This window comes from Pseudomonas sp. G166 (assembly GCF_037027455.2).
Classification (GTDB): Bacteria; Pseudomonadota; Gammaproteobacteria; order Pseudomonadales; family Pseudomonadaceae; genus Aquipseudomonas.
Map to the genome: position 1 here is coordinate 2,535,168 of NZ_CP146985.1, position 15,804 is coordinate 2,550,971.

The 15,804-nt window shown below is 58.0% G+C and carries 13 protein-coding genes; 10 read left to right on the forward strand and 3 right to left on the reverse strand.

Going from position 1 to position 15,804, the window contains the following annotated elements:
* Window positions 1–17: 17 nt before the first annotated feature.
* The 3 genes from SGN16_RS11455 (at window position 18) to SGN16_RS11465 (ending at window position 2,470) form a co-directional block, all read left to right on the forward strand.
* On the forward strand, window positions 18–983 hold the full coding sequence (locus tag SGN16_RS11455; RefSeq protein ID WP_335944060.1) for a LysR family transcriptional regulator: 966 nt from the start codon (window positions 18–20) through the stop codon (window positions 981–983).
* 630 nt (window positions 984–1,613) lie between these two features.
* A complete protein-coding gene (locus SGN16_RS11460) occupies window positions 1,614–2,039 on the forward strand; it encodes a YciI family protein (RefSeq protein ID WP_210644155.1) in 426 nt (141 codons plus the stop codon).
* A 23-nt stretch (window positions 2,040–2,062) separates the two neighbouring features.
* Entirely contained in the window at window positions 2,063–2,470 is a 408-nt protein-coding gene (locus SGN16_RS11465) for a VOC family protein (protein ID WP_210644157.1), read from the forward strand.
* Window positions 2,471–2,662: 192 nt separating this feature from the next.
* Here SGN16_RS11465 and SGN16_RS11470 read toward each other — a convergent pair whose 3' ends face one another.
* Window positions 2,663–3,553 (reverse strand): LysR family transcriptional regulator, encoded by an 891-nt coding sequence (locus SGN16_RS11470; RefSeq protein ID WP_210644159.1) that lies wholly within the window; start codon window positions 3,551–3,553, stop codon window positions 2,663–2,665.
* Between the two features lie 168 nt (window positions 3,554–3,721).
* Between SGN16_RS11470 and SGN16_RS11475 the strand changes: the two genes are divergently transcribed.
* From SGN16_RS11475 to SGN16_RS11505, 7 genes are all read left to right on the forward strand, one after another.
* Window positions 3,722–4,804 carry a 4-oxalomesaconate tautomerase gene (locus SGN16_RS11475; RefSeq protein ID WP_210644161.1) on the forward strand — a complete coding sequence of 361 codons (1,083 nt, stop codon included), beginning with the start codon at window positions 3,722–3,724 and terminating at the stop codon, window positions 4,802–4,804.
* A gap of 41 nt (window positions 4,805–4,845) precedes the next feature.
* A complete protein-coding gene (locus SGN16_RS11480; RefSeq protein ID WP_210644163.1) occupies window positions 4,846–6,171 on the forward strand; it encodes a dicarboxylate/amino acid:cation symporter in 1,326 nt (441 codons plus the stop codon).
* Between the two features lie 137 nt (window positions 6,172–6,308).
* Window positions 6,309–7,613, forward strand: coding sequence for a citrate:proton symporter (locus tag SGN16_RS11485; RefSeq protein ID WP_210644165.1), 1,305 nt, complete (start codon window positions 6,309–6,311; stop codon window positions 7,611–7,613).
* A gap of 92 nt (window positions 7,614–7,705) precedes the next feature.
* Complete coding sequence (locus SGN16_RS11490; protein WP_335944061.1) at window positions 7,706–8,959, forward strand: OprD family porin; 1,254 nt, start codon at window positions 7,706–7,708, stop codon at window positions 8,957–8,959.
* 192 nt (window positions 8,960–9,151) lie between these two features.
* The gene (locus SGN16_RS11495) at window positions 9,152–9,421 is read left to right on the forward strand and encodes a YceK/YidQ family lipoprotein (RefSeq protein WP_210644169.1); all 270 of its coding nucleotides are present in this window, start codon (window positions 9,152–9,154) and stop codon (window positions 9,419–9,421) included.
* 414 nt (window positions 9,422–9,835) lie between these two features.
* Window positions 9,836–10,855: a substrate-binding domain-containing protein gene (locus SGN16_RS11500; RefSeq protein WP_335944062.1), complete on the forward strand. Its 1,020-nt coding sequence runs from the start codon at window positions 9,836–9,838 to the stop codon at window positions 10,853–10,855.
* Complete coding sequence (locus SGN16_RS11505) at window positions 10,843–13,863, forward strand: EAL domain-containing protein (RefSeq protein ID WP_335944063.1); 3,021 nt, start codon at window positions 10,843–10,845, stop codon at window positions 13,861–13,863. The genes SGN16_RS11500 and SGN16_RS11505 overlap by 13 nt, the downstream gene beginning before the upstream one ends.
* A 73-nt stretch (window positions 13,864–13,936) precedes the next feature.
* On the opposite strand, the gene SGN16_RS11510 is transcribed toward SGN16_RS11505, so the two are convergent.
* Both SGN16_RS11510 and SGN16_RS11515 read right to left on the reverse strand, forming a co-directional pair.
* Window positions 13,937–14,698: a class II aldolase/adducin family protein gene (locus SGN16_RS11510; RefSeq protein ID WP_335944064.1), complete on the reverse strand. Its 762-nt coding sequence runs from the start codon at window positions 14,696–14,698 to the stop codon at window positions 13,937–13,939.
* Between the two features lie 12 nt (window positions 14,699–14,710).
* Window positions 14,711–15,700, reverse strand: coding sequence for a 2-dehydropantoate 2-reductase (locus SGN16_RS11515; RefSeq protein WP_335944065.1), 990 nt, complete (start codon window positions 15,698–15,700; stop codon window positions 14,711–14,713).
* Window positions 15,701–15,804: the final 104 nt, after the last annotated feature.

The window sequence follows — 15,804 nt, forward strand, 5'->3', positions numbered from 1 at the left end:
AGAGGTAAATAAGCATTATGGAAACCCCACTTTCCAATTCCGGAAACCCGCCGCCGAAACCGATGCAACGGGCACCGCTAGCCCTCAGTGGGCTGGACTTTAAACTGCTCAAGGTGTTCAAGGCCGTGGTTGAGGCAGGAGGTTTCAGTGCCGCGCAAAATGAGCTGAATGTGGGGTTGGCAGCCATCAGTAAACAGATTTCCGACTTGGAAATTCGTATCGGCATGCGCCTTTGCACGCGGGGGCGAGAGGGTTTTCACCTGACAGAAGAAGGGCGTCTGGTGTATCAGGCGTCGATCGACCTATTTGCCTCGGTCGATAACTTTCGAGATCGTCTTAGTTCAGCGCAAAATGAACTTGTTGGTGATCTTGGGGTGGGGGTTATTGATAATACAATCTCCGATTCAAACTCGCCGTTAGTTGCCGCGCTTAGGCGTATAAATGAGCAATCTCCCAAGGTCAGGTTTCAACTTCAGGCCACACAACTTGATGAGGTTGAAAGGGGCGTCGTCGAGGGACGATTGGTGGCGGGAATTGTGCCGATTTATCAAAAGCGCGAAGAGTTCGATTACTACGCACTGTACGAAGAGCGCTCGCAGGTTTATTGCGCGCTTGGTCACCCGTTGTTCTCCATGGCGGACGCGGACATGGGGGAAAATGTGCTCAAGGATTTCGAGTGCATCAACCATCGCTACGCGATTCATCGCGACAAACTGAAATTTGCCCATTACGACAGCTTTTCCGCCTCGGCAACCCAGGTGGAGGCCGTTGCACTGCTGATCAAGACGGGGCGTTTTTTGGGGTTCCTGCCCCAGCACTATGCCGCGCCGATGGTGGCGCGGGGCGAGTTTCGCGCGGTGCGCCCAGACCTGTTCTACATCGTCACGCCGTTCAGTTTGATACTGCGCCATAACATTGTACGCAGCCCCTTGGTCAAGGCATTTGCCCAGGCATTGAGCGTGGACTTGAAAGCCTCGGTTTGATTGTTTGCGGCGTTGAACACTAATGGACCCTGGCGGCGAATGAGAACAATTGACCAAGCTTAAAGCCCCGGCATTTACAACAATGCGCACGCCTTACTAGTCGGCCTGTTTGTTGCGTCGACGGATTGAGTTCACAGCCGATTACTGCCAGTCAACGCGCAGTGAAGCCGGTCTCATCAGATTGATGAACCTGGTCATGGATGATCTATGCGCTGGCGGCCCCGAAAGCCTGAAGAAAAAATCTTCGAGCACTTAATTAAGTGCTCGGCGAACAGCCTCATCTTGCGAAACCCGGTCGGGCAGTGATCGGGCTGGCACTGCCTGGCCAGGGGAAGAGGTCAGAAAACGGTTTTCTTGGAGGGGCGCGCGGATACGCCTCGATAGAACGCCAAAATGGCGAGCCCCTGCACGACGACCGCGCCTGTCACGACGGCGACGATAGCGTGATTTGGATCGCTGAAGGCAGAGCGCACCAGGCCGAAACATGCCGGGGCGACCCTCTTCCGGGACCCTGACGGCCTGTCGAAAAATAAATCGCATCAGGCTGTCGATTTCTACCGACGCCATTCGATTAGCCCGTAGAGCCGCCACATGGACGGCTTGATCCATCCACTCTCAGGAGACACGAGCATGCGATTTATGGTGATCGTCAAAGCCAGTCCGGAATCGGAAGCTGGAGAAATGCCTGGCGAGCAACTGCTTGCCGCCATGGGCGCCTACAACGAAGAACTGGTCAAGGCCGGGGTGATGCTCGCCGGTGAAGGCCTGCATCCGAGTGCCGAGGGCGTGCGCGTGCAGTTTTCCGGTAAGGACCGAACGCTGATCCATGGACCCTTTGCGCAAACCAAGGAGCTGATCGCCGGCTTCTGGATTTTCAAGGTCCAGTCATTGCAGGAGGCCATTGACTGGGTCAAACGCTGCCCAAACCCGATGGTCAGTGACAGTGAAATCGAGATCCGCCAGATCTTCGAACTCGAGGAGTTCGGCGAGACCTTTACCCCGGAATTGCGCGAGCAGGAAGAACGCTTGCGGGCGCAGATGTCCGGTCAATCATGAAGCCTGCTACAGGAGAATCCACCATGAGAATAATCCCTTACCTGATCTTCGACGGCCGCTGCAAGGAAGCCTTTGCGTTGTACAAGGACGTGCTTGGCGGCGAGCTGTTTTCCATGTCCTTTGCCGAGGCCCCCGAGGAAACCGGCATGCCCAAGGATCCCAACCTGATCATGCACACCTGCCTGACGGTGGGCAATTTCAGCCTGATGGCTTCCGACTGCCCGCCAGGCCAGCCGTATCGCAAGCCGCAAGGCGTGTCGGTTTCCCTCAATGTCGACAGCGTGGAGGAAGCCGAGCGGCTGTTTAACGGCTTGAGTGCGGGGGGCAGCGTGCATATGCCCTTGGCGAAGACCTTCTGGGCGGAACGCTTCGCCATGTTCGAAGACCGTTTCGGGATTGCCTGGATGGTCAATTACGAGGGGCAGAAATAAGTCGAGTCGGGCCTTGTCGCCGGTGCCTGGAAGCGGCCGGCGAACTGAATATCGATGGGCGTTCGGTTGATTGAGTTATCCAGGCTCAGATAACGAGGACAATCTATGCAGTCGATGCTCGCGTTGATATCGAACGTATCTTCTTGGTTGAAGCCTTTGCCATTATTGATTCGGCATGACCCACGCCGAAAATCAGTGCTCCCACTGCTCAAGCAGTATGGAGACAAATTTCTCCGCTGCCGGCGATAGCGATGCTCCGCGCCGGTAAACCAGGCCCAACGAGCGGTTCACCACAGGGTCGACCAATGGCACGCTCACCAACGTTGGATGATCCACTGCGGGCATTGCCAGGCTCGGCATCGCCGATACTCCAAGCCCTGCTTCAACCAAGCCGAGCGATGTCGAAAGGTGCTGCACTTCGTAGAACCATTGCGGGCGCCAGCTCAAACCCGATAAAGCATGGTCCAGCAACATTCGGTTGCCGCTAAGACGACCCACGCCGATAAGACGGTAATCGCTGAGTTCAGACCAGCTTACCGAGCTGCGCCCGGCCAGTTCATGGTCACGTCGACACGCCAGAACGAAAGGCTCGTTGACCAAGGGCACGAACTCGATGTCCGGGTGCTGGCCACTCATCATGTTGATGCCGAAATCGGCTTCGCCGCGCAGTACCGCCTCAAGCCCCTCGTTGGCACTGAGGTCGAGCAGGCGGATGCGGATTTTTGGGTAGCGTTCGTTATAGAGGCGGATCACCGAAGGCAAGAAATAGAAAGCGGCAGTGGGGATGCAAGCCAAGGTGACCCGGCCGATTTGCCGCTCCGCCAGCTCGCGGATGTTGAGGATCGAGTCATCGAAATCATCCAGCAAGCGCCGCGCCTTGGGCAGAAAGTCACGGCCAACACTCGTCAGGCTGACCTTGCGGGTTGTGCGATCGAGCAAGGCTGTCCCCAGGCCTTCCTCCAGTTTTTTCATCCGTCGGCTCAGGGCTGGCTGAGACAGGTGCAGCGCATCGGCTGCCTCGTGGAAACTGCCAAGTTCAGCGATTTTCACGAAAGATCGTATGTCCTGGAGTTCGTATTCCATGTTCTATCTCTTCGGTGGAAGGCAATGCACGACCGAATCATCCTAAGGTAATTCATTTGCGAAACGCAATAATACCTCTGATCTTTGCATTGGAAACACTTTTTAAACCCTGCCACTCTTGTTTCCAGAGCATCAATTATCCAGATTGATCAACAAGAGTTAGTGTTCATGCAGCGAATTCCTTGTGTACTGATGCGCGGTGGTACTTCCAAAGGGCCGGTTTTCCTCGCCTGGGATCTGCCGGTTGCCATCGCCGAACGTGACGAGCTGCTGCTCAACCTGATGGGCTCCGGCCATGAGCTGGAAATCGACGGCATCGGTGGTGGCAGCCCACAAACCAGCAAAGTGGCAATCGTCAGCCCGTCGTTGCACCCAGATGCGGATGTCGACTATTTGTTCGTCCAGGTCATGGTCTCCCAGCGCCGGGTCGATACCGCCCCCAACTGCGGCAACATGCTTTGCGCCGTTGGCCCGTTCGCCATTGAACAGGGGCTGGTCAAGCCTACCGGCGACCTGACCCGCGTACGTATCCGCAACCTCAATACCGGGACCTTCGTGAACTCCGAGGTGCAAACCCCCGAAGGCAAAGTCAGCTATGAAGGTGACACCGCCATCGACGGCGTGCCCGGTACAGCCGCTCCGGTGCAACTGACCTTTCTCGATGCGGCCGGCAGCAAGACGGGGAAACTCTTCCCAACCGGGCAAACCCAGGACCTGATCGACGGCATCCCGGTGACCTGTATCGATATGGCGATGCCGATGATGATTGTCCAGGCCAGTCAGCTTGGTAAGCGCGGCGATGAAAGCCCCGCCGAACTGGACGCTGATAAAGCCTTCCTGCAGCGCCTGGAGGCCTTGCGATTGAAAGCCGGCCTGGCCATGGGCCTGGGTGATGTCAGTGACAAGGTCATTCCCAAGCCGGTGCTGGTGTCTCCGGCCAAGTCCGGCGGGACGGTCCAGGTGCGTTATTTCATGCCGCACAACTGTCACCGCGCCCTGGCTATCACCGGTTCCATCGGCCTGGCCACCGCATGCGTGACCGAGGGTAGCGTCGTCGCACAGTTGCTCGGCACCGTCAGTGAGCCGCGCTTGCAACAGGTTCGTATCGAACACCCAAGCGGCGGTATCGATGTCGTACTGTCCTACACCGGCGAAAAGGGTGAGACCATTCGAGCCTCGGTGGTGCGTACTGCGCGCAGGCTTTTCTCAGGTTTTGTCTACGCCCCGGCTTCCCACCGGCTAGCTGGATAGTCCAGACAGCCATTGTCGTTTGCATCAGAACAATTCTAAAAATGGGTGATGCCATGAAAGTTGTTAAATCGCTCTACTTCCAGATCATCTGTGCCGTGCTGCTGGGCGTGTTGGTCGGGCACTTCTGGTCGCAACAGGCAATTGCCTTGAAGCCGCTGGGTGATGCCTTCATCAAGCTGATCAAGATGATGATCGCGCCGGTGGTGTTCTGCACCATTGTCACCGGCATCGCCGGCATGAGCGACAAGCGCTCGCTGGGCCGCTTGTTGAGCAAGACCATGCTGCTGTTCCTCGTGCTGACGGTGATCAGCCTGATCATCGGCCTTGTGTCGGTCTACCTGTTCAAGCCCGGTGCAGGCATGAACATCGATCCGACCCAGTTGAGCACCCGAGGCCTGTCGCAGTACACCGACTCCGCAGCGAAACTGGGGGTGGTGGATTTCTTCATGCACATCATCCCCGACACCTTTATTGGCGCCTTCAATAAAGGCGAGGTACTGCCGGTGCTGTTTATCGCGGTGCTCAGCGGCTTTGCCCTGTCGTCCTTGGGTGAGCGCGGCAAGCCAGTGCTGGATGTACTGGAATCGGCTTCGCACATGGTGTTCAAGATATTTTCTTACCTGATGCGCTTCGCTCCAATCGGCGCCTTCGGTGCCTTGGCCTTCACCGTTGGGCAGTACGGCATCACATCGCTGGGCTCGCTGGCCAAGCTGATCATGACCTTGTACATCGCCTGTGCCTTCTTCGTCTTCGTGGTGTTGGGTGGCATTTGCCGTGCACATGGCTTCAGCCTGTGGAAGCTGTTGCGTTATCTGCGCGAGGAGTTCCTGGTGGTGCTGGGGACTTCCTCGACCGAACCGGTGATGCCGCGGATGCTGGAAAAGCTCCAGGCCCTGGGTTGCAAGAAAGGCGTCGTGGGGCTGGTCCTGCCAACCGGGTACTCGTTCAACCTCGACGGTACGGCGATCTACCTGTCGCTGGCGGCGATCTTCATTGCCCAGGCCTGCAACATCGACCTGACGCTGACCCAGGTCATCACCATGCTGGCGATCATGCTGCTGTCTTCGAAAGGTGCCGCCGGGGTGACTGGCAGCGGGTTCGTCGCCCTGGCCTCGACCCTGACGGTCATCCACGACATTCCCCTGGCCGGCTTGGCCCTGTTGATCGGGATCGACCGATTCATGTCCGAAGCGCGGGCGCTGACCAGTCTGGCGAGCAACGCAGTCGCGACGGTGGTGATCTCCCTCTCGGAGAATGCCTGCGACCGCGAAGTACTGCTGCAGACCCTGGATGGTAAATCCTCCTCGACGCAGACCCAGGCAACGGACCAAGCCTGGGATGGCACGCAGGTCGCCAAACACATCTAGCCGGTCCCGCTGACTCGACATCACCGCGTTATCTCTCAATACCTGCGCCAGGCACACCTCATCGTGTCGCCTGGCGGGTTGGGGTGCGTGCGCCCGGATGTCGGCCAAGCTACTCATAACAACAAGAGATCTGACTTATGCTCGCTTTACTTGGCTTGGCCATGGTGGTGGTCTTCACCTTCCTGATAATGACCAAACGCTTGTCACCGATCGTCGCCCTGACGGTTGTGCCAATAGTCTTTGCAGTGATCGGCGGTTTCGGTGGTACCACCGGCAAGATGATGCTGGACGGCTTGAAGATGGTCGCGCCATCGGCGGCACTGCTGCTGTTCGCGATCCTGTTTTTCGGCCTGATGATCGACGCCGGTCTGTTCGACCCGCTGATCCGCAAGATCCTCAAGCGGGTCAACGGTGATCCAATGAAAATCGCTGTGGGCACCGCGCTGTTGTCGCTGTTGGTGGCGCTGGACGGCGACGGCACGACGACTTACATGATCACCTGTGCTGCGATGTTGCCGCTGTATAAGCGCATCGGCATGAACCCGATGATTCTGGCGACCATTTCCATGCTCTCCTTGAGCATCATGAGCGGCATGACGCCTTGGGGCGGCCCGGCGACCCGCGCGATCGCAGCGCTAGGCCTGGATGCCGGTGAGTATTTCGTGCCCTTGCTGCCGACGATGATCGGCGGCGCGATGTGGGTGGTGTTCACAGCATTCCTGCTGGGCCGTACCGAGCGCAAGCGCATTGGTAACGTCCAGCTGCAAAGCGGCGGTGGTGATTGCTACATCAAGGCGATTATCGAGGACACACCGCACAAACGCCCGAAATTGGCCTACGTCAACCTGCTGCTGGTGATCGCGGTGATGGTCGCGCTGGTGATGGGGATCATGCATTCGGCGATCCTGTTCCTGATAGGTTTCGTCCTGGCGCTGATGATCAACTATCCGCAACTGGATATTCAGAAGGAGCGTATTCTGGCCCATTCGGGCAACGCCATGACCGTTGTCCTGCTGGTGTTTGCCGCCGGCATCTTCGCCGGGATTTTCTCCGGTACAAAAATGGTCGATGCGCTGGCGCAAACCCTGGTCGACTGGATTCCGCCTTCCTGGGGCCATCTGTTCCCGCTGGTGGTTGCAATTACTAGCATGCCGTTGACCTTCGTACTGTCCAACGATGCCTACTACTTCGGTGTCGTGCCGATCCTGGCCAATGCCGCGGCGGCCTACGGGATTGATCCGGTGGAAATTGCCCGGGCCTCCATCCTCGGCCAGCCGGTGCACCTGATGAGCCCGCTGGTGGCCTCGACCCTATTGCTGGTGGGTATGGTTGACCGCGATCTCGGTGATTTCCAGAGAGCCACCGTCAAATGGGCTGTGCTCACCTCTGTGGTGATTACCGCGCTGGCTCTGCTGACCGGGGCGCTGACGCTGTTTTCCTGATTCACCCGAACCCCTGTTTTCTTGCCTGACACGCCCCCGCAAGCGGGTGTGCGCTGGCCTGCATGCCAAATAACAACAACGAGTAGTTCGACATGACCACTTTGCTTACCCGCGGGGCTTTGTTTCCAATCCTTGGCCTGTTGCCCCTGGCCACGGCCAGCGCCGAAGGCTTTATCGACGACAGCAAGCTCAAGCTGCAATTGCGCAACGTCTACTTCAACGAAAATTTTCGCGATGAGCACGGTATGAGCGCGCGAGCGGCGAGGACCGCCAAGAGTGAGCGCACCGAATGGGCCCAGGGCTTGCTGCTGGATTACCAGTCAGGCTTTACGCCGGGCACCATCGGCTTCGGGGTCGATGCCCTGGGGCTGCTCGGGGTCAAGCTCGACTCCGGGCGTGGCCGCAGCGGCACCGGCCTGCTACCGGTGCATGACGACGGCCGCGCCGCCGACGAGTTCGCCAGCGCGGGCATGACCGCCAAGGCCAGGTTGGCCAAGACCACGCTCAAATACGGCACCTTGCTGCCCAAGACCCCGGTGCTGGTCTATAACGATGCGCGGCTGTTGCCCCAGACTTACCAGGGCACCCAGATCACTAGCAGTGACATCGACAACCTTACCCTCACCGGCGGGCATCTGGAGCGCTTCAAGCTGCGGGATTCGAGCAACAGCATGCCCATTGTGCCCGACGGCTATGGTGGCGATGAGTCCGGTGACTTCAGCTATGCCGGCGCCGACTACAAGCTTGGCAAGAACATCCGCCTGAGCTACTTCTATGGCGAGCTGGAGAATTTCTATCGACAGAACTTTGTCGGTATCCAGCATGATCTGCCCCTGGGCGCCGGGGTGTTGACCAGCGACCTGCGCTACTTCAACAGCGTCGATTCGGGCTCGGCCTATGGCGGCAAAATCGACAACGACATGCTCAGCGGATCGCTGTCCTACGCCGTTGTCGGCCACACATTGAGTGCTGGCTACCAAACCCTCAGCGGCGAGGCGGGCCTGCCTTACATCAGCGGAGCCACGGTGTACTCCTTCAGCAACGTCGGGATCGGCAAGTTCATCGAGGAAGACGAGAAGACCTGGATGCTCGGTTACGGCTATGACTTCGCTCGCCTCGGTGTGCCCGGCCTGACGTTTTCCACTCGCTACCTGAGTGGTAATGACGGCAACTCCAACACCACGGTCAAAGAGTGGGAGCGTGACGCCGAGATTGCCTATGTGGTGCAGCAGGGCACGTTCAAGGGGGTGGGGGTGAAGTTGCGAAACTACGTCTATCGCTCGGACTTTTCCCGTGGCCGTGACAGCAATCGGATCTACTTCACCTACGATATCGCCCTCTGGTAAATCGCTCGTCGCGGTGCGCGGATGCGTGCCGCGAACGCTTCATTGGCAGGAGACAGGAGCAAGCGCAGAAATGGCTCGTGTTGGCTACCCCGGATCATGACCGCACGGCCACCACCCGACAGATCCAGACCTGCCCCCTATAGGTCGCCTGCCATCGATGCTACAGTCCCGTTTTCAGGATGAGGGGACGTCATGCGGATCGTAGTAATGGCTTTAACGATGGCGTCGCTGGCAGGATGCGCGACGGCCAATGAAACCTTCGGCATGGGACAACTTTGCGGCCTGCACCCGTACTGCGGTGCGGCCACCGATGTCGAGATAATCAAGGCGTCGACGAACGACAACGATGTGTATTCACGCGCTCTGATGCCGTTTGCAATAATCGATCTTCCTTTCAGTATCGTGGCCGATACGTTGATCCTGCCTTATACGATTTTCCATATGAGGCCTGCCGAGCAGTAGTCATCTCTGGACGATTCGAACCCGCGCGCTTGCCCTGGCTGTCTAGACACCTGCCGTGGCCTCGCGAATGCAGTCTGCATCAGTCCGCAGCGGCCACCCGAGGTCGTACCGACGCCTCGTGGGCGCTTGTCCTTACAGTTCGCGCACTTTATCCAAAAAAGACCTGATCACAGCAGAACCGACTATTCTTTCGAACAGTGAACACAGCACTCTCATCAGAAAAGGGACGTCATGCCAGACTATGATTGCGCCATCGACTCCAGACCCGGCATCCCATGCGGTGATCGAACTCGTCTGAGCAGGCCCCGGCTACTCTGGATGGCGTCAATTACGGTTTTCTGCCTTTTCACGGCGACCCCCGGATATGGACAGAACCCGCCCACCGCGACGGGTGAGGAGAACGCTGCGGTTTCGGTGACTCAAGCACAGGAAATCGTTGCCGGGGCTTCCCTCCAGGCCGTTCGCTGGAGCGGTCCTGAAACCGGTCCGCGAGCCCAGCGGGGCAAGAGCATTGCCATCGTTGCGGAAGATTTGCGTAACGGCGGCATTGTCGGTGTCGCGCAGGGCGCTCGCGAGGCAGTCAGGGCGATGGGTTGGACGCTGAGGGTATTCGATGGCGCCGGATCATTGGCCGGGCGCGCGAAGGCCTTTTCCGATGCCCTGGCGGCGAACCCCGACGGGCTCATTCTGTGCGGCGCCGATGCCCTGGAGAACAAGGCAGAGTTGGCGCTCTTCGCCGACAGGGGGATACCGGTGGTTGGCTGGCATGCCGGGGCACGCCCCGGGCCGATTGACGGCACGCCGGTGGCCATGAACGTCTCGACCGACCCGCTCGAAGTGGCTCGCCTCACGGCCATGGCGGCAGTGGCCCAGTCAAACGGACACGCCGGCGTGGTCATTCTGACCGACTCCAAGTACGCCATCGCCATGGCGAAAGCCAAAGCCATGGAAAACGTCATTCGCGCTTGTCGGGAATGTACGATGCTGGAAGTGCGCGATGTCGCGATCTCCGAAAGTGCCCAGAAGATGCCGGCGCTCACCACGGAACTGCTTCAGCGCTATGGCAAGCGCTGGACCCACACACTGGCCATCAACGATATCTATTTCGACCACGCGATTGCCTCCTTGACCAAGGCGGCCATCCCCAGCGACGGTATCAGTCTGTTGTCTGCCGGTGACGGTAGCGCTTCGGCTTTCTTGCGTATACAGGCTAAAACCTACCAGACGGTCACCGTGGCCGAACCGCTCAACCTGCATGGCTGGCAGGTGATCGATGAATTGAATCGGCTGATAGCAGGTCAGCCGGTGAGCGGCTTCGTAGCGCCGATTCACTTGGTCAATGTCGACAATGTTGCCTTCGACGGCGGGAAGAAACTTCTGTACGACCCTGACAATGGGTATCGTGAAATCTATCGCTACCAATGGAATCCCTGATATTGGACGTTACTTCCCGGCTCGGACGCCGGTTATTGCCGCAGTCGCTTCGAGCACAGTTCACACTGGCATTTCTAACGCTGGCGCTACTGATCCTGGCAGGTGGTGCAACTGCCGTCTATGCGTTGCGCACGTCAAACAGCGCCACCCGCCAACTGACGGATGAACGCCTGGTTCGCATGCAGGATGGGCAAGACATGCTGCAGCGGACCTTGCTGATCGAACGCCAGACCGATCAGTTCCTGACCACCCGCTCTCCCGACACGCTGCGTTCAAGCTACGCAGCGACTGTCGAACAGCTTGCGGCCCTTGACCAACTGGTGCGGCAGCTGACCGCCGCGAACAATGGCGTGGCGATACTCGACATGCACCAGTCCAGTCAGATATTCCGCAATACCGCCAACATCGTTGCACAGTTGCGAGAAAGCCTGCTGCAAACCGAGGTCACTTTCGAGCAAGCCCTGGCGGATTACACCGCCCGGTTAACTGCGACCCAGACCCAGGCCAACCTTGATCTGGCCGTGTTGCTTTTCGATCTTTCACAGGCTGTTGACGGTGATGCCGTGCAACGGCTTCGAATCCGATATGAGCGCCTGGCACGTAGCGCAGACAAGTTACCCGACACTGACAGGGAGACGCCCGATCTCTTCGCCCTGCGCCTGAGGCTCATCAATCAGCACTCTGTCATGGAGCGTTTCAATGAGAGGCTCAAGAGTGAGGCCGAGGTCTTGGTCGCGGTGGCCCGTGCGCAATCGACTGCTTACACCGAGGACTATCGCGCCGCCGTGCAACGCCTGGTGGAGGCTTCCAATCGTAGCCAGCAATGGGTGCTGATCATGTTGGGTGTCAGCCTGGTATTCACCTGGTTCGTGACCCGGGTCTTCATGGGCCGTCATGTGCTCATGCGCCTGAACGAAATAAGCCTGCAATTACGCCAGCAACACACTGACAAAAAGCACGTGATGATGGCGGAACATGGGAAGGACGAGATCGGCAACATGGCTCGCGCGGTGAATCAATTCCTCAAGGACCGACTTCAGCTGGAAGAAAAAACGCTCCAATTGAGTATCGCCACCGAGCGGCTTGCCGTGCAAAACAACCGATTAGAACAGGAAGCTATCATCCGCGCAGGACAAGGCCATGTCCTGGAGCTGATCGCCAGGAGCACCGAGCTTGCTGAGGTTCTCGACAGCCTGGCTCACCTGGTCGAAGCCCAACTGGAGGGAATGACGGTGTCCATCCTGGTGCTGGATGAGGAGGGCACGCATCTGCTGCACGGGGCAGCCCCCAGTTTGCCGAAAGACTATAACCAGCTCATCGATGGGATTGCGATCGGTCCGAACGTCGGTTCATGCGGCACCGCGGTGTATCGACGAGAGCCGGTTATCGTCACGGATATCCAGCTGGATCCGCTGTGGGAGGAGTACCGTTCAATCGCGGCGCTGTATGGCTTTCGTTCCTGCTGGTCGACGCCGATCCTGTCCCATGAGCGCAGGGTATTGGGTACGTTTGCCTTGTATTCCAACACCGTACGCAGCCCCAGCCCGATCGAGACACGCCTGATCGACATGGCGACACCACTTGCTGGCATTGCGATAGAACGGCAACTTACCGAAAAACGCATTCGCTATATGGGCGACCATGACGCGCTGACCGGGCTGCCGAACCGTACGTTGCTCGAAGATCGTCTCAAACAGGCAATCCTTTATGCCCAGCGCTACAACCGCCTGGTAACGGTGGTGTTTCTGGACCTGGACAAATTCAAACTGGTGAATGACAGCCTTGGGCACAGTGCGGGAGACGAACTGCTGAAAACCGTCGCCCAGCGCATGCAAGAGTGCGTACGCCGCACCGACACCGTGGTGCGACTGGGGGGCGACGAGTTTGTGATCGTACTGTTCGACCAGCCCTCAGACCTCGACGGTGTCACACCTGCGTTGCGCAAAATCCAGGAAGCCATCCTGCGGCCGATCCAGCTCAGCGGGCAGACACTCCACGTTACCTGCAGCATGGGGGTGGCCGCTTATCCCGCCGATGGCAGCGATACCGACACGTTGCTCAGCAACGCCGACGCCGCCATGTACCGGGCCAAGGAGCTGGGGCGCAACAGTTACCAGTTCTATACGAGTGAAATGAATAACAAGTTCCAGGGCAAGCTCGCCATGCAAGACGGGCTTCGAAACGCACTCAACCATGACGAGTTCCTGTTGTTGTACCAACCGCAGGTGGATTTGCAGTCAGGCCAGATTATCGGCGTAGAGGCGCTGATCCGTTGGCAGCATCCCGAGCAGGGCATGGTGTCCCCCATCAAATTCATTCCGCAGGCCGAAGAGACCGGGTTGATCGTGCCCATCGGCGACTGGGTGATTCATACCGCGTGCAGGCAGAACAAGGCGTGGCAGGATGCCGGCTGGCCGCCGATTACCATGTCGGTGAATATTTCAGCGCGCCAGTTCATCGAACGGGATCTGATCGACCGCGTGAGGCATGCCTTGCAAGAAACCGGACTGGACCCGATGTACCTCGAACTGGAGTTGACCGAAAGTCTGATCATGCAAGACCTTCAGCAAGCCATCAGCAAAATGAAAGAGTTGCAATCGATGGGGATCAGTCTCTCGATCGACGACTTCGGCACCGGCTACTCCAGCCTCGCCGCATTGAAGAGCTTCCCCATTGCAAGACTCAAGATCGACCAGTCTTTCGTGCGCGATCTGCCGGACAACGAGAACGACAAAGCCATCGCCACCGCAGTGATTTCGTTGGGGCACAAACTGAACCTCAAGGTCATTGCCGAAGGTGTCGAAACCCAAGAGCAGCTGACCTTCCTGCGTGAAAACGGCTGCGATGAAATCCAGGGGTACTTTTTCAGCAAGGCGGTCAGCGCGCAGGAAGTCAGTCTGTTATTGCGTACGTCCAGGTTGCCTCAACCGAATCGCGCTGCCAGCCCTGACTCGGTAAGGCAACAACGCGATGTAAAACGCCCAAGCAGTCCAATGTCCGGGCATTGATGACGCGACGTGCTCAGACCCGAGGCGGTCAGGACTGTCATGGCGTGGCGCGACGAAGCGCGAGTTCGGCCTTCTATGAACGTGGGCGCCCAGCCTGCATTTTTCGAATCATTGCGTCGAAGAACTTTTCCGCAAAGCCGGACTCTCGAATCAGCATCGCGGTCAAGTTGGCGCACTTGGCACGCACATCGTCGGGCAGCGATGTGTCTTCGCCGCCCAATGATCCGGCTGCAACCTGATTCTCAGCCGCCCGTTGCACCGTCCACAGCAAGAAAAGCGCTTTCTCGATGCTGCTTTCACCCACGGCGATACCGTGGTTGCGCAGGACCAATACATGCTTGTCGCCCAGGCTGGCGATCATGCGTGCCTTCTCATCATCGAACAGCGTAATGCCTTCGAATGTGTGATAGCCGATCCTGCCGAACAGTTGTGCACCGTAAAAGTCATCGTGACCAAAGCCGGCTTTTTTTTGCACGACTGCGCAAACCGCAATGGTGTGGGTATGAATCACGCATTGGATGTCATCACGGGCACCATGCACGGCGCTGTGTAAGGCAAATCCGGCCGGATTGCCTTCGTAAGGTGACTCTTCCAACTTGCGGCCATGCAGGTCCACTTTCAGAAGATTGTGGGGAGTGACTTCGGTGTAATTAAGGCCGAACGGGTTCACAAGGTAGTGGTGGGCAGTACCGGGCAGGCGCGCAGAGATATGGTTAAAGATTGTCTCTGTCCAGCCAAACCAATCCACGAGGTGGTAGCACTGGGCAAGCTTGACGCGCAAGGCCCACTCTTGAGCACTGCAGTGTGGTGGCTTTGGGTAGTCCAAGTCGGTCATGACGTGGTTCTCTCAGTGCGAGGTATTGAGGGCGCGGATTCTGGCAAGCGCGAGAATGTCTTTGGTCACGGGCATGTCTATCCCTTGAAGGGCTGCCAGTTCCACAACCGCATCGCCGATGGCTGCCAGCTCAAGGGGCCGACCCGCATCGTGATCCTGCAACATGGAGGTGCGCACGTTACCCATTCCAGCCCACAGCGTCATGAATGTCTGGGGATCGAAGGCGATACGCGCGCCGTACGCGCCTGCAATGACGAGCGCTTCATTGAACACCTTGGAGACGATTGTCTTGAGTTCAGGTTGTGAGTAGATCTGTTCAAGAGAAGCGCCCGTAATGACTGACAACGGGTTGGAGGTCAGGTTGGCAAGTATTTTGGTCCAGAGCGCGTCGCGGATAGTCTCGCTGGCCCTGGCCTCGATCCCTGAGCGTTCGATGAGTGTCCTGACCAATTCCAGCCGCTCGCTGAGTTGATTGTTAGGCTCGCCAAGGATCATCAAGTGTTTGTTGTTGGAGCGCACGACACCTGGAGACTCGGTGTGTGCCGTGATGAAAATCACACACCCCAGGATCTGGTCCAGATTCAAGCAAGCGGAAAGATTGCCGTCGGGGTTGACGGCTTCGATTCTGCGACCGGCATGGCGCCCGCTCACGCCGTGGAAGTACCACCAGGGTACGCCGTTGACCACTGGCACCACGATCGTTTCTGGGCCCACCAATGGTGACAACTCAGGAAGCAGGCCCGATAGGGCAGTGGCTTTGGTACAAATGAAGATCACGTCCTGAATACCCAGCGCGGCGCAATCACTTTCCGCGCGCACTGTTGCCTGACACTCACCCTCCAGATCGAACAGCGTTACCCCGGCGCTGCGGATTACCTCTAGGGTTTTACCCCTCGCCAGCATGCTGACAGGCTGCCCACTGTTCGCAATTCTTGCTGCAAGCGTGCAACCGATGGCCCCGGCTCCGACAATGCTGACCCGTAAGGCGTTAGAAACTGACATCGTCCTTCCCTCATCTCGACTATTCCCTGTTTTAAAGACGGCGATGATCAATCTCACGCAGTTTTAAACGATGATAGGAAAGTAGCAGTCTATGGTCATTTGTC